Source organism: Massilia litorea (assembly GCF_015101885.1).
Classification (GTDB): domain Bacteria; phylum Pseudomonadota; class Gammaproteobacteria; order Burkholderiales; family Burkholderiaceae_D; genus Telluria; species Telluria litorea.
On the sequence record NZ_CP062941.1, the window covers coordinates 2814465 to 2841376 of the forward strand.

25 protein-coding genes are annotated in these 26912 nt (G+C 65.4%); 13 read left to right on the forward strand and 12 right to left on the reverse strand.

Features of this window, described 5'->3' with window-relative positions:
• The 5 genes from sdhA to rnk all read left to right on the forward strand — a co-directional run bounded on the left by sdhA (position 1) and on the right by rnk (position 5277).
• Positions 1 to 1782: a succinate dehydrogenase flavoprotein subunit gene (gene sdhA / locus LPB04_RS12545; protein WP_193684911.1), complete on the forward strand. Its 1782-nt coding sequence runs from the start codon at positions 1 to 3 to the stop codon at positions 1780 to 1782.
• A gap of 56 nt (positions 1783 to 1838) precedes the next feature.
• On the forward strand, positions 1839 to 2549 hold the full coding sequence (locus LPB04_RS12550) for a succinate dehydrogenase iron-sulfur subunit (RefSeq protein ID WP_193684912.1): 711 nt from the start codon (positions 1839 to 1841) through the stop codon (positions 2547 to 2549).
• 285 nt (positions 2550 to 2834) lie between these two features.
• On the forward strand, positions 2835 to 3113 hold the full coding sequence (locus LPB04_RS12555; protein WP_193684913.1) for an FAD assembly factor SdhE: 279 nt from the start codon (positions 2835 to 2837) through the stop codon (positions 3111 to 3113).
• Positions 3114 to 3169: 56 nt separating this feature from the next.
• On the forward strand, positions 3170 to 4471 hold the full coding sequence (gene gltA / locus LPB04_RS12560; RefSeq protein WP_193684914.1) for a citrate synthase: 1302 nt from the start codon (positions 3170 to 3172) through the stop codon (positions 4469 to 4471).
• Between the two features lie 398 nt (positions 4472 to 4869).
• Complete coding sequence (gene rnk, locus LPB04_RS12565; protein WP_193684915.1) at positions 4870 to 5277, forward strand: nucleoside diphosphate kinase regulator; 408 nt, start codon at positions 4870 to 4872, stop codon at positions 5275 to 5277.
• A gap of 8 nt (positions 5278 to 5285) precedes the next feature.
• On the opposite strand, the gene LPB04_RS12570 is transcribed toward rnk, so the two are convergent.
• A complete protein-coding gene (locus LPB04_RS12570; RefSeq protein WP_193684916.1) occupies positions 5286 to 5663 on the reverse strand; it encodes a hypothetical protein in 378 nt (125 codons plus the stop codon).
• Between the two features lie 123 nt (positions 5664 to 5786).
• Here LPB04_RS12570 and LPB04_RS12575 point away from each other — a divergent pair, with 123 nt between their 5' ends.
• Both LPB04_RS12575 and gluQRS read left to right on the forward strand, forming a co-directional pair.
• Complete coding sequence (locus tag LPB04_RS12575; RefSeq protein WP_193684917.1) at positions 5787 to 6281, forward strand: nuclear transport factor 2 family protein; 495 nt, start codon at positions 5787 to 5789, stop codon at positions 6279 to 6281.
• Between the two features lie 46 nt (positions 6282 to 6327).
• On the forward strand, positions 6328 to 7248 hold the full coding sequence (gene gluQRS, locus LPB04_RS12580) for a tRNA glutamyl-Q(34) synthetase GluQRS (RefSeq protein ID WP_193684918.1): 921 nt from the start codon (positions 6328 to 6330) through the stop codon (positions 7246 to 7248).
• Here the strand turns inward: gluQRS and LPB04_RS12585 are convergent.
• The 10 genes from LPB04_RS12585 to LPB04_RS12630 form a co-directional block, all read right to left on the reverse strand.
• Complete coding sequence (locus tag LPB04_RS12585) at positions 7226 to 7687, reverse strand: DUF421 domain-containing protein (RefSeq protein WP_193684919.1); 462 nt, start codon at positions 7685 to 7687, stop codon at positions 7226 to 7228. The two genes, gluQRS and LPB04_RS12585, sit on opposite strands and share 23 nt — an antisense overlap.
• A 75-nt stretch (positions 7688 to 7762) precedes the next feature.
• Positions 7763 to 8203 carry a hypothetical protein gene (locus tag LPB04_RS12590; protein ID WP_193684920.1) on the reverse strand — a complete coding sequence of 147 codons (441 nt, stop codon included), beginning with the start codon at positions 8201 to 8203 and terminating at the stop codon, positions 7763 to 7765.
• A gap of 91 nt (positions 8204 to 8294) precedes the next feature.
• Complete coding sequence (locus LPB04_RS12595; protein ID WP_193684921.1) at positions 8295 to 8960, reverse strand: response regulator; 666 nt, start codon at positions 8958 to 8960, stop codon at positions 8295 to 8297.
• Positions 8957 to 10492 carry an ATP-binding protein gene (locus LPB04_RS12600; RefSeq protein ID WP_193684922.1) on the reverse strand — a complete coding sequence of 512 codons (1536 nt, stop codon included), beginning with the start codon at positions 10490 to 10492 and terminating at the stop codon, positions 8957 to 8959. Before LPB04_RS12600 ends, LPB04_RS12595 begins: the two co-directional genes overlap by 4 nt.
• A 64-nt stretch (positions 10493 to 10556) precedes the next feature.
• Positions 10557 to 12824 carry a catecholate siderophore receptor Fiu gene (locus LPB04_RS12605; RefSeq protein ID WP_193684923.1) on the reverse strand — a complete coding sequence of 756 codons (2268 nt, stop codon included), beginning with the start codon at positions 12822 to 12824 and terminating at the stop codon, positions 10557 to 10559.
• Positions 12825 to 13171: 347 nt separating this feature from the next.
• The gene (locus tag LPB04_RS12610; protein ID WP_193684924.1) at positions 13172 to 14509 is read right to left on the reverse strand and encodes a sulfite reductase subunit alpha; all 1338 of its coding nucleotides are present in this window, start codon (positions 14507 to 14509) and stop codon (positions 13172 to 13174) included.
• Positions 14506 to 15507, reverse strand: a complete 1002-nt coding sequence (locus tag LPB04_RS12615) for an FAD:protein FMN transferase (protein ID WP_193688982.1) — start codon at positions 15505 to 15507, stop codon at positions 14506 to 14508. Before LPB04_RS12615 ends, LPB04_RS12610 begins: the two co-directional genes overlap by 4 nt.
• Positions 15508 to 15527: 20 nt before the next feature.
• Positions 15528 to 16370: a DUF4198 domain-containing protein gene (locus LPB04_RS12620; RefSeq protein WP_193684925.1), complete on the reverse strand. Its 843-nt coding sequence runs from the start codon at positions 16368 to 16370 to the stop codon at positions 15528 to 15530.
• Between the two features lie 12 nt (positions 16371 to 16382).
• On the reverse strand, positions 16383 to 16895 hold the full coding sequence (locus tag LPB04_RS12625) for a DUF2271 domain-containing protein (RefSeq protein ID WP_193684926.1): 513 nt from the start codon (positions 16893 to 16895) through the stop codon (positions 16383 to 16385).
• Positions 16896 to 16926: 31 nt separating this feature from the next.
• Entirely contained in the window at positions 16927 to 17595 is a 669-nt protein-coding gene (locus LPB04_RS12630) for a PepSY-associated TM helix domain-containing protein (protein ID WP_193684927.1), read from the reverse strand.
• 291 nt (positions 17596 to 17886) lie between these two features.
• On the opposite strand from LPB04_RS12630, the gene LPB04_RS12635 reads away from it, so the two are divergent.
• From LPB04_RS12635 to LPB04_RS12660, 6 genes are all read left to right on the forward strand, one after another.
• Positions 17887 to 20751 (forward strand): 2-oxoglutarate dehydrogenase E1 component, encoded by a 2865-nt coding sequence (locus tag LPB04_RS12635; protein WP_193684928.1) that lies wholly within the window; start codon positions 17887 to 17889, stop codon positions 20749 to 20751.
• 94 nt (positions 20752 to 20845) lie between these two features.
• Positions 20846 to 22102, forward strand: coding sequence for a 2-oxoglutarate dehydrogenase complex dihydrolipoyllysine-residue succinyltransferase (gene odhB, locus LPB04_RS12640; RefSeq protein ID WP_193684929.1), 1257 nt, complete (start codon positions 20846 to 20848; stop codon positions 22100 to 22102).
• Positions 22103 to 22171: 69 nt separating this feature from the next.
• Positions 22172 to 22510 carry a PspC domain-containing protein gene (locus LPB04_RS12645; protein ID WP_193684930.1) on the forward strand — a complete coding sequence of 113 codons (339 nt, stop codon included), beginning with the start codon at positions 22172 to 22174 and terminating at the stop codon, positions 22508 to 22510.
• A gap of 15 nt (positions 22511 to 22525) precedes the next feature.
• Positions 22526 to 23959 (forward strand): dihydrolipoyl dehydrogenase, encoded by a 1434-nt coding sequence (gene lpdA, locus LPB04_RS12650; RefSeq protein ID WP_193684931.1) that lies wholly within the window; start codon positions 22526 to 22528, stop codon positions 23957 to 23959.
• Positions 23960 to 24129: 170 nt separating this feature from the next.
• On the forward strand, positions 24130 to 25227 hold the full coding sequence (gene zapE / locus LPB04_RS12655; RefSeq protein WP_193684932.1) for a cell division protein ZapE: 1098 nt from the start codon (positions 24130 to 24132) through the stop codon (positions 25225 to 25227).
• Between the two features lie 22 nt (positions 25228 to 25249).
• A complete protein-coding gene (locus LPB04_RS12660; RefSeq protein ID WP_193684933.1) occupies positions 25250 to 25942 on the forward strand; it encodes a hypothetical protein in 693 nt (230 codons plus the stop codon).
• Positions 25943 to 26055: 113 nt separating this feature from the next.
• Here LPB04_RS12660 and LPB04_RS12665 read toward each other — a convergent pair whose 3' ends face one another.
• Complete coding sequence (locus tag LPB04_RS12665; protein ID WP_193684934.1) at positions 26056 to 26853, reverse strand: PP2C family protein-serine/threonine phosphatase; 798 nt, start codon at positions 26851 to 26853, stop codon at positions 26056 to 26058.
• Positions 26854 to 26912 lie beyond the last annotated feature (59 nt).

A 26912-nucleotide genomic window follows, 5' to 3' on the forward strand; every position in this document is an offset into this window, starting at 1 on the left:
GTGGCAGCAATTAAAACTGCAATCCCTTCCCGCCGCTTCGACGCGGTCATCGTCGGCGCCGGCGGTTCCGGCATGCGCGCATCCCTGCAGCTGGCGGAAGCCGGCCTGAACGTGGCCGTGCTGTCGAAAGTCTTCCCGACCCGCTCGCACACCGTGGCGGCGCAGGGCGGCATCGGCGCCTCCCTCGGCAACATGAGCGAGGACGACTGGTACTGGCACATGTTCGACACCGTCAAGGGTGGCGACTACCTGGGCGACCAGGATGCGATCGAATTCATGTGCCGCGAAGCACCAAAGGTCGTCTACGAGCTGGAACACTTCGGCATGCCGTTCGACCGCAACCCTGACGGCACCATTTACCAGCGTCCGTTCGGCGGCCACACCGCCAACTTCGGCGAGAAGCCGGTCCAGCGCGCCTGCGCCGCGGCCGACCGTACCGGCCACGCGCTGCTGCACACCCTGTACCAGCGTAACGTCCGTGCCCGTACCCACTTCTTCGTCGAGTGGATGGCCCTCGACCTGGTGCGCGATGCCGACGGCGACGTCATCGGCGTGGTGGCCCTGGAAATGGAAACCGGCGACGTGATGATCCTGGAAGCGAAGACCACCATCTTCGCCACCGGCGGCGCCGGCCGTATCTTCGCCGCATCGACCAACGCCTTCATCAACACCGGCGACGGCATGGGCATGGCGGCACGCGCCGGCCTGCCGCTGCAGGACATGGAGTTCTGGCAGTTCCACCCGACCGGCGTGTCCGGCGCGGGCGTGCTGATCACGGAAGGCGTCCGCGGTGAGGGCGGTATCCTGATCAACTCGAACGGCGAACGCTTCATGGAGCGCTATGCGCCGACCCTGAAGGACCTGGCGCCGCGCGACTTCGTCTCGCGTTCGATGGACCAGGAAATCAAGGAAGGCCGCGGCTGCGGTCCGAACAAGGACCACGTGCTGCTGGACCTGCGCCACATCGGCGCCGATACCATCAAGAAGCGCCTGCCTTCGATCCTGGAAATCGGCCACAAGTTCGCCAACGTCGACGCCACCAAGGAACCGATTCCGGTCGTGCCGACGATTCACTACCAGATGGGCGGCATTCCGACCAACATCCACGGCCAGGTCGTTACCCCTGATATCGTGAATGGCGGCCAGAAAGTCGTGAACGGCCTGTACGCCATCGGCGAATGCGCCTGCGTCTCGGTCCACGGCGCGAACCGCCTGGGCACCAACTCGCTGCTCGACCTGCTGGTCTTCGGCCGCGCCGCCGGCAACCACGTGGTCGCCTCGAACCTGAAGCAGAAGTCGAACAAGGCCCTGCCGAAGGACGCCGCCGACTTCGCCCTCGACCGCCTGAACCGCCTCGAAACCTCGACCGGCTCGGAAAAAGTGCAGGGCGTCGCCAACGACATCCGCGCCACGATGCAGAAATACTGCGGCGTGTTCCGTACCGACGAGCTGCTGACCCAGGGCGTCAAGGAAATCATGGTCCTCGACGAGCGCCGCAAGCACGTGTCGTACAAGGACAAGTCGCAGGTCTTCAACATGGCCCGCGTCGAAGCCCTGGAACTGGACAACCTGATCGAGACCGCGAAAGCGACCATCGTTTCGGCCCAGGCGCGCAAGGAATCGCGCGGCGCCCACGCCCACAGCGACTACGAGCAGCGCGACGACGCGAACTGGATGAAGCACACCCTGTTCTACTCGGAAGGCAACCGCCTCGAGTACAAGGAAGTGGTGCAGAAGCCGCTGACGGTCGACACCTTCAAGCCGAAGGCACGTACTTTCTAAGAACGAACTTCAGGGCAGGAGCACATGCTCCTGTCCGTTATGAATATAGGTAAAACATGGCACGCACAGTCCAACTGAAGATCTACCGCTACGATCCGGACAAGGATTCGAAGCCTTACATGCAAGACATCACCGTCGAACTGAAAGACACCGACAAGATGCTGCTCGACGCACTGCAGCGCATCAAGTCGGACGTCGACGATTCGCTGTCGCTGCGCCGCTCGTGCCGCGAAGGCGTCTGCGGTTCCGACGCGATGAACATCAACGGCAAGAACGGCCTGGCCTGCACCACCAACCTGAACGAACTGACCCAGCCGATCGTGCTGCGTCCGCTGCCGGGCCTGCCGGTCGTGCGCGACCTGATCGTCGACATGACCCAGTTCTTCAAGCAGTACCACTCGGTCAAGCCCTACCTGATCAACGACTCGATCAAGCCCGAGAAAGAGCGCCTGCAGTATCCGGAAGAGCGCGAAGAGCTCGACGGCCTGTACGAGTGCATCCTGTGCGCCTGCTGCTCGACCTCGTGCCCGTCGTTCTGGTGGAATCCGGACAAGTTCGTCGGCCCGGCCGGCCTGCTGCAGGCCTACCGCTTCATCGCCGACTCGCGCGACGAAGCCACCGCCGAGCGCCTGGACAACCTGGAAGACCCGTACCGCCTGTTCCGCTGCCACTCGATCATGAATTGCACGGACGTCTGCCCGAAGGGTCTGAATCCGAACAAGGCCATCGGCAAGATCAAGGAATTGCTGGTCCGCCGCGCGATCTGAGTTGGTCCTTTGCGGCCGGCGCTGTATGGCCGGCCGTGTAAACGCGTGGGCACAAGTGCCCACCCTACAAACCCGACGCATACCTGTAGGGTGGGCGGGTTTCCCGCCCACGCGTTCAACCTGCCGGTGATCATTCGCGCGACCGTTTGGTAGGGTGGGCGCCCTGTGCCCACCGCTGTAAAATGCCCGCACTGCATCCCAAGTATTGCCATCAATACAGTAGAAGTACCGTACTGCCGATTCCCGGCAGCCGGAGTATAGTGTTGACCGACAACGGACTCTAGAGTGAATACGCAGCAAAACGCGCATCAATCCGACCCCGCCAACCGGGCCCGCCTGCGCTGGCGCGCACGCCGTGGATTGCTCGAAAACGACCTGATCCTCACGCGCTTCCTTGATGCGCATGAAGCAGACCTGAGCGATGACGACGTCGATGCGCTGACCCGCTTGCTGGACCTGGCGGACAATCCGCTGATGGACCTGCTGCTCGGACGCGCCGAGCCCGAAGGCGATGTCGACCTGCCGCATGTGCGCGCCCTGCTGGCGCGCCTGCGCCAAGCGTAAGCGAAACCCGGTTTCGTTTTATATTTTGTAGATTCCACTCCCAAGAAGGAAGTGCCATGAATATCTCTGATACCAAAGCCACCCTGTCGTTCTCGGACGGCAGCCCATCGGTTGACATGCCGATTTACAAGGGCACGATCGGCCCGGACGTCATCGACATCCGCAAGCTGTACGGCCAGACCGGCAAGTTCACCTACGATCCGGGCTTCATGTCGACGGCGGCGTGCAACTCGAGCATCACCTACATTGACGGCGACAAGGGCGAGCTGCTGTACCGCGGCTACCCGATCGAGCAGCTGGCCGAGAACTGCGACTTCCTGGAAACCTGCTACCTGCTGCTGAATGGCGAACTGCCGAACGCAGAGCAGAAGGCCACGTTCGACGAGACCGTGACCAAGCACACGATGATCCACGAGCAGATGAACTTCTTCTTCCGTGGCTTCCGTCGCGACGCGCACCCGATGTCGGTGCTGGTCGGCACCGTCGGCGCGCTGGCCTCGTTCTACCACGACTCGCTCGACATCAACGACGCCAAGCAGCGCGAGATCTCGGCGATCCGCCTGATCGCCAAGCTGCCGACCCTGGTCGCGATGGCCTATAAGTACTCGGTCGGCCAGCCGTTCATGTACCCACGCAACGACCTGTCGTACAGCGCCAACTTCATGCACATGATGTTCGCCAACCCGTGCGAAGAGTACAAGGTCAACGACGTGCTGGTGCGCGCCCTGGACCGCATCCTGATCCTGCACGCCGACCACGAGCAGAACGCATCGACCTCGACCGTCCGCCTGGCCGGTTCGTCGGGCGCGAACCCGTTCGCCTGTATCGCTGCCGGTATCGCCTGCCTGTGGGGCCCTGCCCACGGCGGCGCCAACGAAGCGGCCCTGACCATGCTGAAGGAAATCGGCTCGGTCGAGAACATCCCAGCCTTCATCGAGAAGGTCAAGGACAAGAACTCGGGCGTCAAGCTGATGGGCTTCGGTCACCGCGTGTACAAGAACTTCGACCCGCGTGCAAAACTGATGCGCGAAACCTGCCACGAAGTGCTGGAAGAGCTGGGCCTGCAGGAAGACCCGCTGTTCAAGCTGGCGATGGAACTGGAACGCATCGCGCTGGAAGACGAATACTTCGTGTCGCGCAAGCTGTACCCGAACGTCGACTTCTACTCGGGTATCGTGCAGTCGGCCCTGGGCATCCCGGTCTCGCTGTTCACCGGTATCTTCGCGATGGCCCGTACCATCGGCTGGATCGCGCAGTGGAACGAGATGATCGCCGATCCGGAGCAGAAGATCGGCCGTCCACGCCAGCTGTTCGTCGGTTCGCCGGTGCGCGAAGTGCCGCCGATCGACAAGCGTTAATTCGGTTTAGATCGTTTCGGGAAAGCGGGCTGCGGCCCGCTTTTTTTGTTTGTGGCGCTATACTGGAGCCGTGTCCGTCGCATGCGTTGCGGCGTGCATGGGTACGACCGCGTGGGCGGAGCCCACCCGACGTTTTATTGCAGCAAGCGACTATATCCGGCCATGAATCCATTCAGCTACGAAAAGGCTTGTGGTTCACCCCTGAACGAGGGAGGTCGCGTCGCGTCCATGCGTGTCATTTGCACGCCAGCGGCGTGCGTGCGAGATCTCGCCTGGCTCTCCCTGGCTCGGTGAGGAAATCCGGCCGGCATCCGCCTTCCGTCCTCCCGAGCCTCCTCCACTGCATCGACCTTCTCCGCATGACGCGGAGCGTTTTCCTTTTGTATATGGAGTACCACATGAGACCACCTATCGTCGTATCCTCGCTCGACATGGAGCGCCTGGAACACCTGCTCGATTCGCTTCCCGCCGCCCAGGCCGGAACGCGGGCGGCCCTGCTGGAAGAACTGGCCAGGGCCGAGCTGGTCGAGCCGGCAGAGATGCCGGCCGACGTCGTCACGATGAATTCGCGCGTGCGCTTCGTGCTCGACCACGGCCCCGAAGAATTCGACATGGCGCTCGCTTACCCGAAGGACGTCAAGGGCGCGCCCGACAAGCTGTCGGTGCTGACGCCGGTCGGCAATGCGCTGTTGGGACTGAAAGTGGGCGACAGCATAGCCTGGACGCGGCCGGACGGCGGGCGCTTCGAGGTGACGGTGCGCGAGATCGTCTACCAGCCCGAACGCGCGGGCGAACTGCACCGCTAGGCAGGCGCTCAGCGGCAGACGCCGCGCAGCCTGGCGACTGCGATGAAGGGCAGGGCAATAAAACCCGACAGGAAAAAGGTCGGCTGGTTTTTCAGCCCTTCGGAATGCAGGCAGTCCGGCAGGCGGGCGGCGGCAAAGTCTTTTGAAAACGATCGATAGGGCGTCGCGCTGAGCGAGTCGGCTTCCTGCCGGCGCGGCCTGGGATCGTTCTCGTCCGCTGTCGCTGCGATCGCCGTGCGGATCGTTTCTTTATCCAGGCGCGCCCGCAGCGGCAGCGCTCCCGCCTGCGCGGGCGGGGCAAGCGAGGGGCCTGGAGGCAAGGGCTTCGCCGGTTCGGCGCGGACGGCAGGCGCAAGGCAGAGCACGCAGATGAGCAGGAGTCGCATAAATCGCCGGCAAGAAGTAATGTTGCCAAATATATACCTGAGCTGAAAAAGTTTGGCAATTTGTACACTTGGTTACATACGGCTGTGTAGAATGTGATTTTCCAGTCAACAATCGGCATCCACATGAAACGTTTGTTGCTCGCTTGTTCCCTGTTGCTGTGCGCGCTCGTCGCCCAGGCCGATCCCGGCCTCAAGAAACAGGTCAACGCCTTCGTCGACCGCTGGCACGACGACGCGGCGCATGCCCGCATGGCCTATTTCGACAAGATCGCGAAGGATGGCGTCTACATCGGGACCGACAAGACCGAGCACTGGCGTCGCGACGCGTTCAAGGCCTGGGCGCGGCCCTATTTCAAGCGCAAGAAGGCATGGGCCTTCAAGGCCCAGCGCCGTAACGTCTATTCGTCGGAAGATGGATCGATGATCTGGTTCGACGAGCTGCTCGACACCCAGATGGGCGTCTGCCAGGCGAGCGGCGTCATGCGCCGCAAGGGCAGCAGTTTCGAGATCGTGCATTACCAGTTGTCGATGGCCGTGCCGAACGAGGTCGGCCGCCAGGTCACCCGCCTGATCCGCGACTTCGAAGAGAAGGACGGCTGGAAGGGCCGCCCGCGATAGGACCCTGTGGTATCGTGTTGCCCCGTCCAGGCAACTCCTTTACACCGTGAGTAATCCCTACGTTGGGCGTTTCGCCCCATCGCCCACCGGGCCCCTGCACGCCGGTTCGCTGGTTGCAGCCGTCGCCAGTCATCTCGATGCCCGCGCCCACGGGGGCGAGTGGCTGGTGCGCATCGAGGACATCGACGAAGGGCGCAGCGTGCCTGGGGCCGACACGGCCATCCTTGCGCTGCTCGATTCGCTCGGCATGCATTCCGACCGCGAGGTCGTGTGGCAAAGCCGGCGCAAGGCGCTGTACGCGGCGGCCGCCGAACGGCTCGGGGCATATGCCTACCCCTGCGGCTGCAACCGCCGCGAAATCCTCGACTCGCGCCTGGGCGTCGCGCCCGACGGCGCGGCCATCTATCCCGGCACCTGCCGCCACGGCCTGGCGGCCGGGCGATCCATGCGCAGCCTGCGCCTGCGCGTGCCGGACTCACCCATGGATGCCATCAGCTTTGTCGACCGCTTTGCCGGCTTGAGAACCCAGCACCTGGCGCATGAATCCGGCGACTTCGTCCTGAAACGCGCGGACGGCTACTGGGCCTACCAGCTGGCGGTGGTGGTCGACGACGCCGAGCAGGGCGTGACCGACATCGTGCGCGGCGCCGACCTGATCGATTCGACGGCGCGCCAGATTTACCTGCAGCGCCTGCTGGGCGTGCCGACGCCGCGCTACCTGCACGTGCCCGTCGTGCGCAACGCCAACGGCGAAAAGCTCTCCAAGCAGACCGGCGCGCTGGCCGTGCTGCCGGGCGACGAAGCGGCGGGCGTCAAGGCCTTGCTCGATGCCGCGCGCTTCCTCGGGCTGCCGCTTGCCGGCACGCGGCCCGCCACGCTGGCCGGTTTCTGGGCGGCGGCGATTCCCGCCTGGTCGGCGCTGCTGGCCGAGCGCGAGCTGTCGATTACTTCTTCTTCTGGATCGTGATTTCGCCATCGGCCTCGAGGAAGGCGCATTCCATGTCTTCCCGCTTGCAGTCGGCCGAGCGCAGCGACTGTTCGAGGTCGGACTCCGTGATGCGGCAGCGCTTGACGACCTTGTCGAAGAACTGGCCGTCGCGCCCGATCAGCACCGCCGTGCCGTCGAGCATGACCGACGCCCGTTTGCTGTTGGCCGACAGCCAGGCCACGGCGGTGTTCAGGGCGATCAGGGTGGCGGCAATGATCAGGCCGCCGCTCAGCGAATTATCGCCGCCGGACAGGGAATTCGAGACGGCTTCCGACAGCAGCATCACCACCAGCAAATCGAAAGGCGTGAACTGGCCGACCGTGCGCCGGCCCGAGACGCGCACCATCAACAGCAGTGCCAGGTAGACGACCGCGCCGCGTACGATAAATTCCCACCACGCCAAATCCATATCGAACATAGCCGCCCCGACGATTGATTGCTGATGAGCAGATTCTAATCATTTTGCCAACAGGGTGCCGTCCGCCAGAAACGCTTAATCCGCCTTTCGGTAGCTGCGCAGCTGGAACACCATGCGCCCGTCGACCCGTTCGCACAGGCCGCGCATGGTTTCGCCCGGCCCGAGCGTCCAGGTCAGGCTGCTGCCGTTCGCCTTGCCGGCACAGGCGGCGTGCGCCGCGGCCGGGATCTCGGGCAGGGGCGGCGGCGCCGGCGGGGCGGGTGGGGCCGGCATGGCGGGCGGTGCGGGCGGCGTCGGAGGGACGGGCGGGATCGGCGCATAGGCCAGGTCGCCGTCGGCATGCGGCGCAGGCGGGGCCGGCGGGGCAGGGGGAGTCGGCGGCGCCGGTGGGGCGGGCGGGGCGGCGCAGGGTCCGCTTTTTGCGGGCTTGCAGTCGATCCGGACGGCGGCCTCGCTGCTGCCGGCGGCCAGCAGCAGGGCAGTCGGGACGATAAGGAAGATGGCGCGTGGGTGCATGTCGTTCTCCTTGCGGTGTTCGTTTCGGGCGCGCGTAATGGTGGCGCCGATGACCTCATCTTGCGCCGCGAATGTGGAGACAAAATGGAGTTCAGTACTCGAAGCGGTAGCCGAGGCCATAGATCGAGCGGATCGGTTCGAATCCGGGCGCGGCGGCGTCGATCTTGCGCCGCAGGTTCTTGATATGGCTGTCGATCGCGCGGTCGGTCGCATCCAGCTTGTCCTGGCATGCCAGTTCGAGCAGCCGGGCGCGCGAAAACACCTGGCCGGGCCGCGCGGCAAGGGCCGCCAGCAGGTCGAATTCGGTGCGCGTCAGCTCCAGCGCCTGGCCGCGTACGCTGGCGCGGCGGGCGGCCGCGTCGATTGCCAGCGCTGCCGCCGGCGCAGGGGCTGTGGCGCCGCTGCGGCGCAGGATCGCCTTGACGCGCGCCACCAGTTCGCGCGGGCTGAAGGGTTTGCACAGGTAGTCGTCGGCGCCCAGCTCGAGGCCGAGCAGGCGGTCGATCTCCTCGACCCGCGCCGTCACCATCACGATCGGCACCTCGGAAAAGGCCCGCACCTCGCGGCACAGCGCCAGGCCGTCGAGGCCGGGCAGCATCAGGTCGAGCACGACCAGCGCCGGCACCCTTGCGCGGATCGCAGACAGGGCATCGAGGCCGTCGGCAAAGACCGTGGCATCGAAGCCGGCGGCGCGCAGGTAATCGGCGACCAGGGCGGCCAGCTCGGGCTCGTCCTCAACGATATAAACAGTATTCATTCAACCCGCCGAAATGACAGCGTGGCGCGCAGGCCGCCGAGCGGCGAGTGGGCGAAACGCAGTTCGCCCCCTTGCGCTTCGACCAGGCGCAGGCAGAGCGCCAGTCCGAGCCCGGCGCCGCCGCCCGCACGGCTGCGCGAGGCATCGACCCGGTAGAAACGCTCGCCGAGGTGCGCGAGTGCCGCCTCCGGCACGCCCGGTGTGCTGTCGTCGATGACCAGTTCGAAGCGTCCCTCGGCCACCCGCGCCGAGAGTGCCACGCGGCCGGGCGTGCCCGTATAACGCAGGCTGTTTTCGAACAGGTTGCGCAGCACTTGCCGCATGCGGTCCGCGTCCGCAAGCACCTCGGATTGCGGCGGCGCGTTCCCGGTCTCCAGGGTCAGCCCGGCCGCCTTGAAACGGTCCGTGAACGACTGCGCTTCCTCACATGCCAGCCCCCACAGGTCGAGCGGTTCGCGCCGGCAGTCGAGGGCGCCGACGTCGGCGCGCGCCAGCGCATACAGTTCATCGATCAGTTTCGACAGGGCCAGCACCTGGCGCAGCATCGCCGCCACGTGGCCAGGGTCGGCGCTGCGCACGCCGTCCTGCAGCGCTTCGAGCTGGGCGCGCAGCACGGCCAGGGGCGTGCGCAGTTCGTGCGAGGTGTCGGCTACCCATTGGCGGCGCGCAGATTCCGCGCCTTCCAGGCGGGCGGCGAGGACGTTGAAGTGGCCGGCCAGCTCGCCCAGCTCGTCGCTGCGGTCGTCCTTCAGCCGGGTGTCGAAACGGCCGTCGGCCAGCGCCCGTGCTCCTTGCGCCAGGCGCCCGATCGGACGCCGGAAGTGGCTGGCCAGCAGGGTCGCGGCGAGGGCGCTGAGCAGGACGCCGGCCGCGGCGATCGGCCACAGGCTGGCGCCGAGCTGCTGGAGGAAGGCGTAGGCGAGGGCGTCGGTGGGCCGCGCCGTGCGCGCCACCGCCAGGAAGCCGACCGTGCGGCCGTCGACCAGGATCGGACGCCTCGCCAGCGGTAGCGCACCCGGCGGCCTGCCGGCGAGCACGCGACCGGCGGCGTCGAACAGAGTGATGCGCGACTGGAGGGACGCCGCCTCGGCAGGTTCGGATGCTTCGTGCAGGGGTGGCGGCGGCAGCGGCGGCAGGGGAGGGGCCGGCGGCGCCGGCGGAGCGGGAGCCGCAACCGCGGCAACGGGAGCGGACGGCACCGCAGGCACGGCGGGCACGGCGCGCACCGGTGCCGCCGGCGCAGGCGCCGCAGGCAGGGCACGCGCTTCGCGCTCTGCCTGCAGCCGCGCCAGTTCGCGCGTGATCCAGTCGCGCCGGGCGCCGGCCGGGACGAAGCGCCAGTCGCCGTGCTGCGCGTAGCGCCGGGCGAGGTCGTTCGACAGTTCTTCCAGGCGATCCAGTTCGATCTGGACCGCGTAGTCCCCGAAGCTCTCCAGCACGTTCTGGCGCAGCAGGAAGACGGCGCTCGCGGCCACCGCCAGGATGGCCAGCAGGACCGAGAGGAACAGGCGAAGGCCGATCGATATCTTCAAGGGAGACCTGGAGGAAGTGGCAGCTTGCCATTCTAGGCCAAGCTGCCCTCCTGGTCATCCATTCTCAGAAACGCAGGTTCGCCGTCAAGCTGGCCGAGCGCGGCGTGCCCGGTGTGTAGCGGTAGCCGCTCTTGTTGATGCTGGCGATATAGCGCTCGTCGCCGAGGTTGTAGACGTTCAGGCGGATGTCCAGGTTGCGGTTGACCTGGTACGAGGCCATCGCGTCGAACACCCAGTACGAATCGGTGTACGCGGGCGTGCCGATGGCGCCATCAAGTCCGCGCAGCAGGCGGTCGCTGTAGCGCGCGCCGCCGCCCAGCTTCAGGCCGAAGGGCAGCTCGTACGAGGTCCAGAGCGTGAGCGCATTTTTCGGCGTGTAGGCGAGGTGGTTTTCGCCGAGCGCGGTCGTGAGCTTGCCGGCTTTTACGCTGGTGTCCATGTACAGGTAGCCGGCGCTGACCAGCCAGTTGCGCGCCAGTTCGCCGGTTGCGCCCAGTTCCACGCCCTGCACGCGCTTCCTGCCGGTCTGGTAGTACTTCAGGTCGACCGGGTCCTGCTCGACTTCGTTCTTCACTTCGGTGCGGAACAGGGCCGCGCTCAGGGCGAGCTTCGCCTTGAACAGATCGAGCTTGCCGCCGATCTCGGTGGTCACGGTTTCCTGCGGATCGTAGATCGGGTTCTGCGCGTTGTTGAGGTTACCCGAGACCGTGAAACCGGAACCCGGCGGCAGCTTCGAGCTGGCGGCCATCGCATAGATGCTGCTGTTCGCCGTCGGCTTGTAGAGCGCCGAAAGCTTGCCGTTGACCAGGGAGTCGCCGACCGTGAAATGGGTCGGCACCAGTACATTGTTGGTGAGTGCGACCACGGTGTAGTCACCATTGAAATGGTCGAGGCGCAGGCCGCCGTTGAAGATCCAGCGCTCGCCGAACTTGATGGTGTCGAAGGCGTACAGACTTTGCGTGTCGATCGTGCCCTCGTTGTAGGCGCCGGTGCGCTTCGGCGCCAGGCCGGTGACGGGCGCCGCCGCATCCGGACGGTACAGGTTCGCGGCGGGGAGCAGGCCCAGACCCGTCAGGCCGTAGGCAAGCTGGCGCTCGTTGGTCAGTTCGAGGCCCGTCACCAGCGTGTGGCGCAGGCCGCCGGTGCCGAACTCCGAAGTGAGGGCGCTCTGGTTGGTGAGAATGCGGTTTTCCTGGTCCTTCACGGTGCGGGTGTTGCGCACCAGGGTCCACGTCGACGGATCGGCTGGGTTGGGCGTGGCCAGGTTGGCGCTCGATCCCATGAAGGCGCTGAGCAGGTAGTCCTGGCTGGTGCGGCCGTAGCGCGTGATGTTGTGCAGCCTGAAGCCGGGCGCGAAGTCGTGCTCGATGCGCACGGTCGCCATGTCCGCCTTGATCTTGTCGTAGTCGCCGGTCGAGCCGTAGAAGTTCTGCGGATCGACCGGTACGGCGCCGCCGATGAAGGGACGGGAACGGTCCGGGCTGGTGTAGCCGGGCAGGCCGACGGTCGGCACGCCGCCATCGGGGATGTTGTCCTGGTCGACGTGCAGGTAATCGAGCACCACGCGTGTCGGGCCATTCAGGCCGAAGCCGAGGCTCGGGGCGATGGCCCAGCGCTTATCGGTGACCACGTCGCGCGCCGGCCGGCCGGCGTCCTGCGCCATCGCATTCAGGCGCAGGGCGATGCCGCGGTCGGCATCCAGTACTTTGTTGGCATCGAGCGTGACACGCTTCTGCGAGGCGCTGCCGACCGTCGCCGAACCCGACACCGCGTCTTCCATGTTCGCTTTTTTCGAGACCAGGTTGACCGAACCGGTCGGGGCGCCGCGGCCGCTGTCGGTGCCGGCCGGGCCTTTCACGACATCGATCTGCTCGAGGTTGAAGACGTCGCGCGAGACCGAGCCGACGTCGCGCACGCCATCGACAAAGATGCTGCCCGAGGTATCGAAGCCGCGCATGAAGATCGCGTCGCCGGTGTTCGTGTTGCCGTTCTCGCCGAGGAAGAAGGCGCCCACGCCCGGGGTGTTGCGCAGCGCTTCGGTCAGGGTGAGGGCGCCTTGCTGCTCGATCAGTTCCTTCTTGATGACCTGCACCGACTGGGCGGTGTCGACCAGCTTCTCGGTGTACTTCGGCGAGGACGCACGCTCGGCCTTGAAATCGTTTTCCTGGCGGCCGACGACTTCGACTTTCGAGACCGGCATGGCGTCGTCGAGGGCGGGTGGCGAGGCCTCGCCGGCCTGCGCGGCGAGCGGGAGCAGCATCGTCGCCAGGGCGGCGCTCATCTGGTGCTGGAATCGGCTGGGGGCGTGCTTGCGGCTGGTGATCGGGTGCATGGTCTTCCTGTTTTCTCTCGTTGGAGGACGCCCGCGAAAGCAGGGCGCTTCTTGTTGGGTTGACCAGCATTTTAGATAGGGCTTCACGATTTGTAAACGAGAATCGTTATCATTCGCGTTTTCATTTGAGGTGCTGATGCACCGTAGGGTGGGCTCTTGAGCCCACGCGTTACGCACGGCTGCCGGTCGAAACACCGAACGTATTCCGCACGCTCTGCAACGCGTGGGCTCAAGAGCCCGGTGAACCCGTCGTTGAGGCCATTAGCCTCAACGACCCCATACGGTGCACTACGGATTCGGGCGTAAAAAAAGCCACCGCGTGGGTGGCTGTCAGCATGCGCGGTGCGTTAGTACACGTCGCGCCGATATCTGCCCTGCGCCGCAAGTTCATCCAGTGCATCCGCTCCCAGCGCAGCCGCCAGCGCCTCGTGCACCCCGCTCGCCATCCCCTGCAAACTGCCGCAGACATACACCGCCGCGCCGCGTGCGATCCAGGCGCGTACTTCGGCCGCCTGCTCGGCCAGCACGTGCTGCACATAGCGCGCCTCGGCGCCGTCGCGCGAGAAGGCGGTGTCGAGGCGCGCCAGGCGGCCCGCGTCGCGCCAGCGTTCGAGTTCGTCACGGCAGAGGAAGTCGGCCCGCGCATTGCGCTCCCCGAAGACGAGCCAGTTGTCGGCCACGCCGGCGTCGATGCGCGCTTTCAGGTGGGCGCGCAGGCCGGCGAGGCCGGTGCCGTTGCCGACCAAAATCAACGGACGGGCGGCGTTGTCGCCGAGGCGGAAGCGCGCATGAGCGCGGATGCGCAGGGAGATGGTGTCGCTGCCGCTCGCCTCCAGGCACAGCCAGCCCGAGGCCGCACCAAGGCTGCCATCGGCATGACCTTGCAGGCGCACCAGCAGTTCGATGCGTCCTTCGCCCGGAACCGAGGCAATCGAGTATTCGCGCGGCAGGTCCGGGTCGCGCGGAGCACGGATCTGCACCAGGTCGCCGGCTTCCCAATCCGGCAATGCCCCCTCGGCGGGGATCAGGGCGATGCGGTACAGGGGCGCGCCGGCGCTGCCTTCGTTGAGCAGCGTGCGCTCGAGGATGCGCCACTGGCCATAGGCCGGTGCTTCCCAGTCCGGCAAATCGCTGGTGCCGGCCAGGTGGCTGAGCTGGTGCTGCCAGCCCGCGATGGCCTCGGCGTTGCCGCGGTCGACGTCGATGCGCGCGAACAGGGGCGTGGCGCCGCGCGCCGTGAGCCATCCATCGAGCGCGCGGCCGAAGCCGCAGAAGTGGGTGTAGCTGCTGTCGCCCAGCGCGAGCACGGCATAGTGCAGCTGCGACAGGTCGGCGCCGCCGGCCATCGTGACGCCGGCGAAGCGCGCGGCGGCATCGGGCGAATCGCCTTCGCCGTAGGTGCTGGCGATGAAGAGGGCGCGCGTGGTGCCGGCGAGGGTGCCGGCGTCGAGGTCCTCGATGCTCAGGGCGCGCGCCGACAGGCCGCCGGTGGCGAGCGTGGCCGCGGTCTGTCGGGCCAGGTATTCGGCGTTGCCGGTCTGGCTGGCGTAGACCACCAGCCAGTCGGCGTCGCCGTCCGGGACCGCAGGCGTCGCCCTGCGCAGCATGGCCGCGCACAGTCCGCCCCAGGCGGCCACCAGTGCGAGGGCGCTGCCCCAGCGCACGGGATCGAGCGTGAGCATCATTGCAGCAGCGCCCGGTAAGCCGTCGTCGTGCGCTCTTCGAGACCGCCGCGACGGCGCAGCAGCAGGCGCGCGGCGAGACCGCGTTCCTCGGCAAAGGCCAGCCCAGCCTCGGGGCCGAGCACGGTGATCGTCGTCGACAGCGCATCGGCCGCCATGCAGCTCGGATGCAGGACGGTGCAGGAGGCGACCTCGTTTGAGACCGGATAGCCGCTGCGCGGATCGAGCGTGTGCGCAGCGCGCAGCGCGCCATGCTGGAAATAGCGGCGGTAATCACCCGAGGTGGCGATCGACAAACCGTGCAAGGCGGCGACCGTGGCCGGACTGTCCACACCGGGCACGCCTTCGAGCGTCACCCACCAGGGCTGGCCGTCGGGCTTCATGCCGGCACCGCGCAGTTCGCCGCCGATCTCGACCAGGTAATGGCGCACGCCGTGCTGTTCCAGGCACCAGGCCAGGCGGTCGACCGCATAGCCCTTGGCCACAGAGGAGAAATCGAGGAGGGCGCCGCCCGGCTGCAGCAGGCGTGCACCGGCACGGTCGAAAACCGGATGGAGAGACGCGCGCTGCGCCAGCGTGGCCTGCACCGCGTCGGGCGCGGGCGCATAAAAACCCGGCTGGTTGTAGCGCCGCTCGGGACCGAAGCCCCACAGGTTGACCAGCGCGCCGGAGAAAGGATCGTAGGCGCCGCCGCTGTCGGCAGCTACCTGCAGCGCGTAGTCGAGCACGTCGACAAATCGCGGCGGCAGCGCATGCCAGCTGCCGCTTGGTGCGCGGTTGTAGCGGCCCAGGATGGAATCGGGTTCCCAGTGGCTCATCTCGCCGACGATGCCGTCGAGTTCCCGCTGCATCTGCTCGCCGAGATTGCTGCGCACCCCGGCAGGGACGAGCAGGTGCGCCGACCAGCTCGTTCCCATCGTCGACCCGGCGGCGTCAGACAGGACGCTGCCGCCAGGGGGCGCGGCGGGATCGATGGCGAGGGGAACGAGGACCTGGCGCAAGGGAGTACTCAAAGGCGCGCTTACTCCGGCAGGGCTTCGAGCGTGGCCGTGTAGGCGTAGCGCTTGCTCTCGGCCGGGCCGTTGTCCGGAGCAGGACCCTTGCCCGGATTCGGCGGATAGGCCGCGTTCATCCAGTACATGTTTGCGGCTGGCAGCTTGAAGCTGGCCTCGCCTTTGGCGTCCGTGGTGAGGCGGATTTCGCCGGCCACGCCACGGTAGCGCACGCCGCCCGGCACCAGGGAAAACGGCAGGTTCGGCAGCGGTTTGCCGTCGAGCAGGAAGCGCACGCGCATCGTCTCGTTGGCGCGCAGGTCGTTCGGATGGGTCAGCGGGACCATCTCCAGGCCTGCATTCGTCGGCTTGAGGGCCGCATCATTCGTTTTATGCGCGGTGACGAAGGTTTCGATGCGCTGGTGGGTGACGGTCTTGCGCACGTCCTGCGCGCCGGCCGGCAGCTGTTTCGCAAAATCGGCCTCGCTGCCGCGGAAGCGTTTGACGTCCTCGCCGACCTTGTAGCTGCCCATCACGTTGGTGCTGACCAGGGCGATGCGGTAGGTGCCTTCCTTCGGGAGCGGCAGGTCGATCGAGGAACGCAGTTTCCCCGTCACGGCGGCAGGGCCGGCCGCAGTCGTCCCGTCCGGCGCGGTGACGGTCACGCCGTCCATCCGCAGTGGCATGTGGTCGAAGTCGAACAGGCCTTCCGAGACTGCGCCGTCGATCGTGACCCAGGCTTCCTTGGTCTCGACGATGGTCGAGGTCGGGAGCATCCAGGGGCGGTGGGCGCTGGCAACGCCGGCGGTAGCGAGCAGGATCAGGCCGAGTACGCCATGCTTGACGAATGAACTGTGGAGCGAGTTTTGCATGATGGCTTTCTCTTATTGGATGTTGATCGACACGGCGCCGAGTTCTTCCTTGCCGTTGGCCGTGGCCGCGACCTTGCCCTTGGCCGGCAGGCTGAACGGCACGCGCACCAGTTCGCGTCCGCCCGCTTCACGCGCCGCTTCGATGACGAGCTTGTAGTCGCCGGCCGGCAGCTTGTCGATGCCGGTCTTCGCCGGGCCGAAGCTCAGCGTGTGGGTGCCGGCGGCACGGGTCGCGCCGGAGACGCCGTCGATCGGCAGCGTGGTTTCGCGGCCCGCTTTGCGCCACCAGGTGCGCATGTCCTTCACCCATTTCTCGCCGGCGTTGTCCTTCTTCTTGACGTCGTAGAGCACAGCCAGGGTCGAGGCGACGGCGCCGTCGGCCTTTTCGATCCACATCGCGACATAGGGCTTGTGGTACTCGGCCACGTTCAGCTGCGGCAGTTCGAACTTCACCGACAGGTCGGCGGCCACGGCGCCGCCCGAAATCAGGGGCAGGGTCAGGGCGAGCGAGGGAGACAGTTTCATGCAAATGCCTTCTGTATTAATAGATGCGAGATTAGTGAACGAACAAGAGTGCGAGAACGGCCGGCAGGACGATGCCGAAGCCGATCACGGGCCAGGTCGAGGGCCGGTTGCCGGCGTGGATCTTCATGATCAGGAAACCGGTGATGCAGAACACGAGGCAGGCAAGGGCGAAGAGGTCGATGAACCAGCTCCACACGGGGCCGGTATTCCGGCCCTTGTGCATGTCGTTGAGCCAGGAAATGGCGCCGCGGCTGGTAAGTTCGTATTCGGCCTTGCCGTCGAGGCTGACGCGCAGCCAGGCATCGCCGCCCGGACGGGGCAGGGCGATATACGCGTCTTCCTCGCTCCATTCGGCGGAGCGGCCGCGCAGGTCGACCGGGAAGGCTGCGTTCGCCCATTCGGCGAGCTGGGCCGGCACCGGCGCCTCGCCGTCGACGTGCTGTTCGGCATACACGCGCAGTGCAGGAAGCAGCGCCGCCGGCACCACAGACTTGATGCGCGTGACGTCCGGCTTCGATTCGATCTGCGCCGCATGGTTCAGCGTGAAGCCGGTGATGCTAAAAAGCAACATCGCCGTCAGGCAAATCGCCGAGCTGATCCAGTGCCACTGATGCAAGGTCCTCAGCCACAACGAGCGCCGTGCGCCGGGCAGGGCAGCAGGAGCTGCTTCGGTCGAGCGCGGCGGGTTCTGGACAGACATGCAAGCTTCCTGTTGAGTACACAACGCAAATGATAACTATTATCATTTAGGTGGTCAACAAAATTCAGTCCAGCTCTTATGCGTGCCGTATGTTGCGTTACAATACCCCGGCTATTGCGGAGCGTCATAAAAATGCTCAGCAATAACATGGGGCCGAAGAAACTTCTGTCCCATCTGTCCTTCCCCCACAACTTGATGTAGTAAGTGCGATCCGCTAACCGGTCAGGCCGTGTCGCGGAAGGTTAGATTAACCCGCCAAACTCGCGAAGCGCGAAGAAAAGGTGAGCAAGAATGATGCAACAACAAACTGCGAACTCGTACCTGTTCGGCGGTAATGCGCCGTACGTGGAAGAGTTATACGAAGCCTACCTGAACAATCCTGGCTCGGTCCCGGACAACTGGCGCGCCTATTTCGACAGCATGCAGAACGTGCCTGCAGTCGACGGCAGTGCCCGTCCCGACGTGATCCACTCGTCAGTGATCGCCTCCTTCGCCGAACGCGCGAAGCATGGCCCGATCCGCACCGTCACCGCCACCGCCGGCGAAGCCGACCCGGAAATGGCACGCAAGCGCGTCGCCGCGACCCAGCTGGTCGCCGCCTACCGCAACCTCGGCTTGCGCTGGGCCAACCTGGATCCGCTGCAGCGCCAGGAACGTCCGCCCATCCCTGAACTCGATCCGGCCTTCTACGGTTTCACCGATGCCGACCTGGACACCAAGTTCAACATCAGCAATACCTATTTCGGCGGCGAGAACGCATCCCTGCGCGACTTGCTGCAAATGCTGCGTGACACCTACTGCCGCTCGATCGGCGCAGAGTTCATGTACGTCAGCGACCCGACCGAAAAGCGCTGGATCCAGGAGCGCCTCGAGTCGATCCGTTCGACCCCGACCTTCACGGCCGAGAAGAAGCGCCACATCCTCGACCGCCTGACCGCGGCCGAAGGCCTGGAACGCTACCTCCACACCAAATACGTCGGCGCCAAGCGCTTCTCGCTCGAAGGCGGCGAGTCCTTCATCGCCTCGATGGACGAGACCATCCAGCGCGCCGGCGAAAAGGGCGTCCAGGAAATCGTCATCGGCATGGCCCACCGCGGCCGCCTGAACGTCCTGGTCAACACCCTGGGCAAGGCGCCATCGGAACTGTTCGAAGAATTCGAAGGCAAGCACGCCGACGACCTGCCGTCGGGCGACGTGAAATACCACCAGGGCTTCTCGAGCGACGTCTCGACCCCGGGCGGCCCGGTCCACCTGTCGCTGGCCTTCAACCCGTCCCACCTCGAGATCGTCAACCCGGTCGTCGAAGGTTCGGTCAAGGCCCGCATGGAACGTCGCGGCGACCGCAAGGGCAAGACAGTGCTGCCGATCCTGGTGCACGGCGACGCCGCATTCGCCGGCCAGGGCGTGGTCATGGAAACCCTGAACCTGGCGCAAACCCGCGGCTACGGCACGGGCGGCACGATGCACATCGTCATCAACAACCAGATCGGCTTCACCACCTCCGACCCGCGCGACGCCCGTTCGACGCTGTACTGCTCGGACGTCGTGAAGATGATCGAAGCGCCGGTCCTGCACGTCAATGCGGACGACCCTGAAGCGGTCGTGCTGGCTACCCAGATCGCGATGGACTACCGCGTCGAGTTCGGCAAGGACATCGTCGTCGACATCATCTGCTACCGCAAACTGGGCCACAACGAGCAGGACACGCCTGCGCTGACCCAGCCGCTGATGTACAAGAAGATCGCCAAGCACCCGGGCACCCGCAAGCTGTACGCGGAGAAGCTCGCTGCCCAGGGCACGATCGCGGCCGACGAAGGCGACAAGATGGTTGCCGCCTTCCGCGACGCGATGGACGCCGGCAAGCACACGGTCGATCCGGTCCTGACCAACTACAAGAACCAGTTCGCCGTCGACTGGGCGCCGTTCCTGAACAAGAAGTGGACCGACGCGGCCGATACCGCCGTGCCGCTGGCGGAACTGAAACGCCTGGCCGAGCGCATCACCAAGGTGCCTGAAGGTTTCAAACCACATTCGCTGGTCGAAAAAGTGCTGGCCGACCGCGCCGCCATGGGCCGCGGCGAACTGAACCTGGACTGGGGCATGGGCGAACACCTGGCCTACGCGACGCTGCTGTCGTCCGGCTATGCGATCCGCCTGTCGGGCCAGGACGCCGGCCGCGGCACCTTCGTGCACCGCCACGCCGTGCTGCACGACCAGAACCGCGAGCGCTGGGACCAGGGCATCTACCTGCCGCTGGCCAACGTGTCGGAAAACCAGGCACAGTTCACGGTCATCGACTCGGTGCTGTCGGAAGAAGCGGTCCTCGGCTTCGAGTACGGCTATTCGACCGCCGAACCGAACACGCTGACCATCTGGGAAGCCCAGTTCGGCGACTTCGTCAACGGTGCCCAGGTCGTGATCGACCAGTTCATCGCTTCGGGCGAAGTGAAGTGGGGCCGCGCCTCGGGTCTCGTCATGATGCTGCCGCACGGCTATGAAGGCCAGGGTCCGGAGCACTCGTCGGGCCGTATCGAGCGCTTCCTGCAGCTGTGCGCGGACAACAACATGCAAGTCGTCCAGCCGACCACCGCCGCGCAGATCTTCCACCTGCTGCGCCGCCAGATGGTGCGCCAGTTCCGCAAGCCGCTGGTCATCTTCACGCCGAAATCGCTGCTGCGTAACAAGGATGCCGGTTCGTCGCTGACCGAGCTGACCAAGGGCGGTTTCCAGACCGTGATCGGCGAGACCGACGAGAAGATCGAAGCGTCGAAGGTCAAGCGCGTGATCGTCTGCTCGGGCAAGGTCTATTACGACCTGGTCAACGCACGCAAGACGCGCGGCGTGAACGATGTCGCGATCATCCGCATGGAACAGATGTACCCGTTCCCGCACAAGTCGTTCGGCGCCGAACTGAAGAAGTTCAGCAACGCGACCGAAGTGGTGTGGGCACAGGACGAGCCGCAGAACCAGGGCCCGTGGTTCCAGATCCAGCACAACATTTTCGAAAACATGGACGAAGGTCAGCGCCTGGCATATGCCGGCCGTCCGGCCTCGGCGGCTCCGGCTGTCGGCTACTCGGACAAGCACGTGGCGCAGCAGAAGGAACTGCTGGACACGGCGTTCTCGAAGCTCAAGGGTTTCATCCTGACCAAATAAGTCCACACCGCAAACCGGTCGCCCCAAGGCGGCCGGTTTGTTTAACGTGTGTAACGTGTTTTCAAAATCACAGAATAATTTAACGGAGTTTTACATGGCACAAATCGAAGTCAAGGTCCCGCAACTGTCGGAATCGGTCGCTGAAGCGACCCTGCTGTCGTGGCACAAGAAGGTCGGCGAGCCTATCGGCCGCGACGAAAACATGATCGACATCGAAACCGACAAGGTGGTCCTTGAACTGCCGGCGCCAAGCGCTGGCGTGATCGTGCAACTGCTGAAGGCCGACGGCGCCACCGTCGTCGCCGGCGAAGTCATCGCCGTCATCGACACCGACGCCTCGGCGCAAGTCTCCCCGCTGGAAGTGAAAGCCGTACCGTCGGCCGCGCCGAACGCAGCGATCTCGACGCCAGCCGCTGCTCCTGCCGCCACCGGTGGCGCGATGTCCGGTGTCGCCATGCCGGCCGCTGCCAAGATCCTGGCCGACAACAACATGAACGCCGCCGGCATCGACGGCTCGGGCCGCGACGGCCGCGTGACCAAGGGCGACGCCCTGGCCGCAGTCGCCAACAAGCCTGCCGCCGCTCCAGCACCGGCACCAGCCGCCAAGCCGGCGCTTCAACAGGTCGCCGCACCGGTCGCGAACCTGGGCGACCGCGCCGAAGAGCGCGTGCCGATGAGCCGCCTGCGCGCCCGTATCGCCGAGCGCCTGCTGCAATCGCAGTCGACCAACGCCATCCTGACGACCTTCAACGAAGTCAACATGGCACCGGTGATGGACCTGCGCGCCAAGTACAAGGACAAGTTCGAGAAAGAGCACGGCGTCAAGCTGGGCTTCATGTCCTTCTTCGTCAAGGCCGCCGTTGCCGCACTGAAGAAGTACCCGATCCTGAACGCCTCGGTCGACGGTAACGACATCGTCTACCACGGCTACTTCGACATCGGTATCGCCGTCGGTTCGCCGCGCGGCCTGGTGGTGCCGATCCTGCGCAACGCCGACCAGATGTCGATCGCCGAGATCGAGAAGAAGATCGGCGAATTCGGCCAGAAAGCCAAGGAAGGCAAGCTGACCCTGGAAGACCTGTCGGGCGGTACCTTCTCGATCTCGAACGGCGGTACCTTCGGCTCGATGCTGTCGACCCCGATCATCAACCCGCCACAGTCGGCGATCCTGGGCGTGCACGCGACCAAGGACCGTGCCGTCGTCGAAAACGGCCAGATCGTCATCCGTCCGATGAACTACCTGGCGATGTCCTACGACCACCGCATCATCGACGGCCGCGAAGCCGTGCTGGGCCTGGTTGCGATGAAGGATGCGCTGGAAGATCCGGCGCGCCTGCTGCTGGACCTGTAATCTCTCTGTAACGGCCCGGACACGCAGGCCAGCGCTTGCGTGTCCGCCGAACCCTAGTGGAGGACTGCCATGATCTCCGATGAAATCCGGCGTCTGCACGAGCTGCACCAGGCCGGCGCATTGACGGCCGCCGAGTTTGAACAGGCCAAGGCGCGGGTACTGTCCGGCGCTGCCCCCGGCAGCGAAAAGGTCAGCCTGAACAAGGGCGACGGCACGCTCGCCGGCGACTTCAATGCGCTGCGGCGCTCGCGGGTGGACCGCTGGCTCGGTGGCGTCTGCGGCGGCCTGGCCCTTGCGACCAACATCGACGCCTGGGTCTGGCGCCTCCTGTTCGCGCTGTTCACCATCACCTTCGGGTTCGGGGCCGTGATTTATCTGCTGATGTGGATTTTTGTCCCAGAAGAATAAATAAGGAAGCTATTCATGAGTAACGAGAAACAATTCGACGTCGTCGTCATCGGCGGCGGCCCTGGCGGCTATATCGCTGCCATCCGCGCAGCCCAGCTCGGCTTCAAGACGGCCTGTATCGACGAGTGGAGCAACGCGGCAGGCAAGCCGGCTCCAGGCGGCACCTGCACCAACGTCGGCTGCATCCCGTCGAAAGCGCTGCTGCAATCGTCGGAACACTTCGAGCACGCCGGCCACGCCTTCGCCGAGCACGGCATCAATGTCGCCGGCCTGGAACTGAACCTGCCGCAAATGCTCAAGCGCAAGGACACCATCGTCAAGCAGAACAACGACGGCATCCTGTTCCTGTTCAAGAAGAACAAGGTCACCTTCTTCCACGGCCGCGGCGCCTTCGCCGGCAAGGCCGAAGGCGGCTACACCATCAACGTGACCGGTCCAACGACTGACACGCTGACGGCGAAGAACGTCGTCGTCGCCACCGGCTCGAACGCACGCCAGCTGCCGGGCGCGGAATTCGACGAGAAGCTGATCCTGTCGAACACCGGCGCCCTGGCCATCGATGCGGTTCCATCGAAGCTGGGCGTGATCGGCGCCGGCGTCATCGGCCTGGAAATGGGTTCGGTATGGCGCCGCGTCGGTGCCGACGTCACCGTGCTGGAAGGCCTGCCGACCTTCCTGGGCGCCGTCGACGAGCAGATCGCCAAGGAAGCCCACAAGCTGTTCACCAAGCAGGGCCTGAAAATCAACCTGGGTTGCAAGATCGGCGCGATCACCAAGGGCGAGAATAATGTCACGGTGCAGTACGCCGATTCGACCGGCGCCGAGCAGACCGCGACCTTCGACCGCCTGATCATCTCGATCGGGCGCGTGCCGAACACGATCGGCCTGAACGGCGAATCCGTCGGCCTGCAGCTGGACGAGCGCGGCTTTGTGGTCGTTGACGACGAATGCCGCACCAGCCTGCCGGGCGTGTGGGCAGTCGGCGACGTCGTGCGCGGCCCGATGCTGGCGCACAAAGCCGAGGAAGAGGGCGTTGCCGTTGCCGAGCGCATCGCCGGCCAGCACGGCCACGTCAACTTCAACACGATTCCATGGGTGATCTACACCTCGCCGGAAATCGCGTGGGTCGGCAAGACCGAGCAGCAGCTGAAGGCCGAAGGCGTCGCGTACAAAGCCGGCACCTTCCCGTTCATGGCCAACGGCCGTGCGCGCGCGCTGGGCGATACCTCGGGCATGGTGAAATTCCTGGCCGACGCCACCACCGACGAAATCCTGGGCGTGCACATCGTGGGCCCGGTCGCTTCGGAACTGATCTCGGAAGCCGTCGTCGCGATGGAATTCAAGGCCTCGTCGGAAGACATCGCCCGCATCTGCCACGCGCACCCGTCGCTGTCGGAAGCCGTCAAGGAAGCCGCGCTGGCGGTCGACAAGCGTTCGCTGAATTTCTAGTAGGGTGGGCATGCCCACGCGGAACTTCGCATCACGATAGCCCCCGTAGGGTGGGCGGGTTCCCCGCCCACGCGTTCAAATTACGTATTCCAGCCCGCTCCTTGGCTTGCGTATGTGCGTTGAACGCGTGGGCGGGAGACCCGCCCACCCTACGTTTATATGTGTAACTTATGAACGTCCAAGAGTACTACCAGCACGCCCTCACCGAGCGCGGCTTCAAGTCCGATCCGGCCCAGCAGGCCGCGGTCGACCGCCTCCAGCAGGCGTACGACGACTGGGTCCAGTACAAGGCCCAGCGGTCGTCCGCTTTCAAGCGTCTCATCAACCGTCCGGACGTGCCGCGCGGCGTCTACATGTGGGGCGGGGTAGGGCGCGGCAAGTCCTTCCTGATGGACAGCTTCTATTCGGTGGTCCCGGTGGTGCGCAAGACGCGCCTGCACTTCCACGAATTCATGCGCGCCGTGCACGGCCAGCTCGATGAACTGAAAGGCGTCGCCGATCCGCTCGACGAAGTGGCGAAACGCATCGCGCGCAAATACCGCCTGATCTGCTTCGACGAATTCCACGTCTCCGACATCGCCGACGCGATGATCCTGTATAACCTGCTGACCGCGCTGTTCAACAACGGCGTCAGCTTCGTGATGACCTCGAACTACGAGCCGTCGACGCTGTATCCGGATGGCCTGCACCGCGACCGCATGCTGCCGACCATCGCGCTCCTCAAGGAAAAACTCGACATCCTGAACGTCGACGCCGGCAACGACTACCGCAAGCGCGCCATGGAACAGGTGCAGGCCTACTACACGCCGCTCAATGCGGCATCGGACCACGCACTGCGCGAAGCCTATTCGAAAGTCGCCGACACCGCCGACGAAAGCCCGATCGTCCACATCGAGAAGCGCGAGATCCGCGCGCTGCGCCATGCGGGCGGCGTGATCTGGTTCGATTTCGCGACCCTGTGCGGCGGGCCGCGTTCGCAGAACGACTACCTGGAACTGGCCACGCGTTTCCACACCGTGATCCTGTCCGGGATTCCCGCCATGTCGGCAGGCCAGTCGTCTGAGGCGCGCCGCTTCACCTGGCTGATCGACGTGTTCTACGACCACAAGGTCAAGCTGATCATGTCGGCGGCGGTGGAGCCGGAGCAGCTCTACACGCAGGGCATGCTGGCGAACGAATTCCACCGCACCGTCTCGCGTATCATTGAAATGCAGTCGCGCGAGTACATGCTCGCCGAACGGCGCGGCGCGGCCGACGCCATCGCCTGACCGCTCGAACCCGAGGAAGAAGATGACGAAATCACAGTCCCTGTTGCGCCATGGCGGCGCAGTGTTGATGTTCAGCCTGCTGGCCGCCTGCGCCGGCCAGCGCCCCGCACCGGTGAGCAAGGCCGTCGCGCCGACCACCTCGGTGGCACAGGCCGACGAGCGCCTGGCGGCAGTGGCGGCCGAGCGTGCCGCGATCGGAGCGCGCTATACTGCGCGCGAGGCGGTCTGCTACGACAAATTCTTCGTGAATAACTGTCTGGACGAGGCCAAGGAACTACGCCGCATGGCGCTGGCCGAGCAGCGCATGATCGAGGTCGAAGCCGAACACTTCAAGCGCAAGAACACGGTCGAGCAGCGCGACAAGGCGATCGCGGAAGCCGAAGCGAAGTTCCAGGCCGAGGAGGCGAGCGCCGCCGCCCAGCCGCCGGTGGCGCCAAAGACGCTCACACCGGTGCCGCCCCCGCGCGCATCGACGGTACCGGGCCGCATCGCCCGCCGCAACGCGCGCGCCGCCCAGGAGGCCGCTGCGGAACCGGCGAATGCCGCGACGCGTGCTGCAAATGCGGCCGCTTTCGAGGAAAGGCGCCGCAAGTCCGAAGAGCGCCAGCGCGACGTCGCCCGCCGCAAGGCCGAACGCGAAGCCAAGCGCGCCGCGGAAAAGGCCAGGAAGGAAAAGGCGGAGGCCGAACAGCAGGCACCTGCCCCATCACGTTGACCGCAGCGTAACGTACGGGGTCATTGATGCTAATGGCATCAATGACGGGTTCACCGGGCATGCCCGATGAAGCCGTGGGCGAGGCCATTGGCCTCGCCCACCCCTACGACCGTTCACTCCCGCGCCGCCACCCCAAACACTCCTGTCCCCTCCGGCAAGGCCTTCACCAGCTTCACAATCGCCATCGAGCAATTCCCACCCTTGCCCTGCGACCGTTCCCGCGCCTTGCTGATCAGCATCTCCGACGCCTGACGCGGCGTCGACCTCGCCAGCGCCGCCCCCAGTTCCGCATCGGTAAAGAAATGCCACAAGCCGTCCGAGCAGAGCAGGAACTGATCGCCCGGCGCCATCCCCATCTGCCAGCCCACCGTCACGAACGGTTCCTTGCGGCTATTACCCAGCACATTGAGCAGCAGCTTCGAGCGGCGGTGGTTGCGCGCCGCGTCGAGCGGCAATTTGTCGAGGGAGACCAGGTGCTCGATATACGCCTCGTCGTTCGTGCGCAGCACCGGATCGCCGTTTTCGAAACGGTACAGGCGCGAGTCGCCCACATGGGCCCAGACCGCCTCGCCGTGCGGGGAGAGCAGCAGGCCGACGAAACTGGCGTGCGCTTCCTCGCCGGTGGTGACGGCGTTCATCTTGATGACGAGGTGGGTTTCCTGCACGATGTCGCGCAGCAGCTGGGCCAGGCGCTCGGGATTGGGCGTGTCGCTCGGCTTGAAGCTGTCGAATACCTGTTTGGCCGTGTGGAGCACCTGTTCGGCGCCGGCGGCGCTGTTGATGCCGTCGGACAGCACGGCCAGCACGTGGCCCGGCGCACGCGCACCCGTCAGCATGGCGACCCGGTCGTTCTGGCGCGGGCGGTTGCCGATGTGCTGTGCGGTTCCGGCCTCGATCTTGAAGAGATTCATAAACTTTGATGCTTTCCGTGGCTCAGAAGCCAATCTTTGTTGGCGGCAACGTCGCTCTG

Coding starts and splice junctions, on each gene's coding strand:
- LPB04_RS12550 (WP_193684912.1), top strand. CDS start 1,839: ATGGCACGCACAGTCCAACTGAAGATCTACCGCTACGATCCGGACAAG.
- gltA (WP_193684914.1), top strand. CDS start 3,170: ATGAATATCTCTGATACCAAAGCCACCCTGTCGTTCTCGGACGGCAGC.
- rnk (WP_193684915.1), top strand. CDS start 4,870: ATGAGACCACCTATCGTCGTATCCTCGCTCGACATGGAGCGCCTGGAA.
- LPB04_RS12570 (WP_193684916.1), bottom strand. CDS start 5,663: ATGCGACTCCTGCTCATCTGCGTGCTCTGCCTTGCGCCTGCCGTCCGC.
- LPB04_RS12575 (WP_193684917.1), top strand. CDS start 5,787: ATGAAACGTTTGTTGCTCGCTTGTTCCCTGTTGCTGTGCGCGCTCGTC.
- LPB04_RS12585 (WP_193684919.1), bottom strand. CDS start 7,687: ATGTTCGATATGGATTTGGCGTGGTGGGAATTTATCGTACGCGGCGCG.
- LPB04_RS12590 (WP_193684920.1), bottom strand. CDS start 8,203: ATGCACCCACGCGCCATCTTCCTTATCGTCCCGACTGCCCTGCTGCTG.
- LPB04_RS12595 (WP_193684921.1), bottom strand. CDS start 8,960: ATGAATACTGTTTATATCGTTGAGGACGAGCCCGAGCTGGCCGCCCTG.
- LPB04_RS12605 (WP_193684923.1), bottom strand. CDS start 12,824: ATGCACCCGATCACCAGCCGCAAGCACGCCCCCAGCCGATTCCAGCAC.
- LPB04_RS12610 (WP_193684924.1), bottom strand. CDS start 14,509: ATGATGCTCACGCTCGATCCCGTGCGCTGGGGCAGCGCCCTCGCACTG.
- LPB04_RS12620 (WP_193684925.1), bottom strand. CDS start 16,370: ATGCAAAACTCGCTCCACAGTTCATTCGTCAAGCATGGCGTACTCGGC.
- LPB04_RS12625 (WP_193684926.1), bottom strand. CDS start 16,895: ATGAAACTGTCTCCCTCGCTCGCCCTGACCCTGCCCCTGATTTCGGGC.
- LPB04_RS12630 (WP_193684927.1), bottom strand. CDS start 17,595: ATGTCTGTCCAGAACCCGCCGCGCTCGACCGAAGCAGCTCCTGCTGCC.
- LPB04_RS12635 (WP_193684928.1), top strand. CDS start 17,887: ATGATGCAACAACAAACTGCGAACTCGTACCTGTTCGGCGGTAATGCG.
- odhB (WP_193684929.1), top strand. CDS start 20,846: ATGGCACAAATCGAAGTCAAGGTCCCGCAACTGTCGGAATCGGTCGCT.
- LPB04_RS12645 (WP_193684930.1), top strand. CDS start 22,172: ATGATCTCCGATGAAATCCGGCGTCTGCACGAGCTGCACCAGGCCGGC.
- lpdA (WP_193684931.1), top strand. CDS start 22,526: ATGAGTAACGAGAAACAATTCGACGTCGTCGTCATCGGCGGCGGCCCT.
- zapE (WP_193684932.1), top strand. CDS start 24,130: ATGAACGTCCAAGAGTACTACCAGCACGCCCTCACCGAGCGCGGCTTC.
- LPB04_RS12660 (WP_193684933.1), top strand. CDS start 25,250: ATGACGAAATCACAGTCCCTGTTGCGCCATGGCGGCGCAGTGTTGATG.
- LPB04_RS12665 (WP_193684934.1), bottom strand. CDS start 26,853: ATGAATCTCTTCAAGATCGAGGCCGGAACCGCACAGCACATCGGCAAC.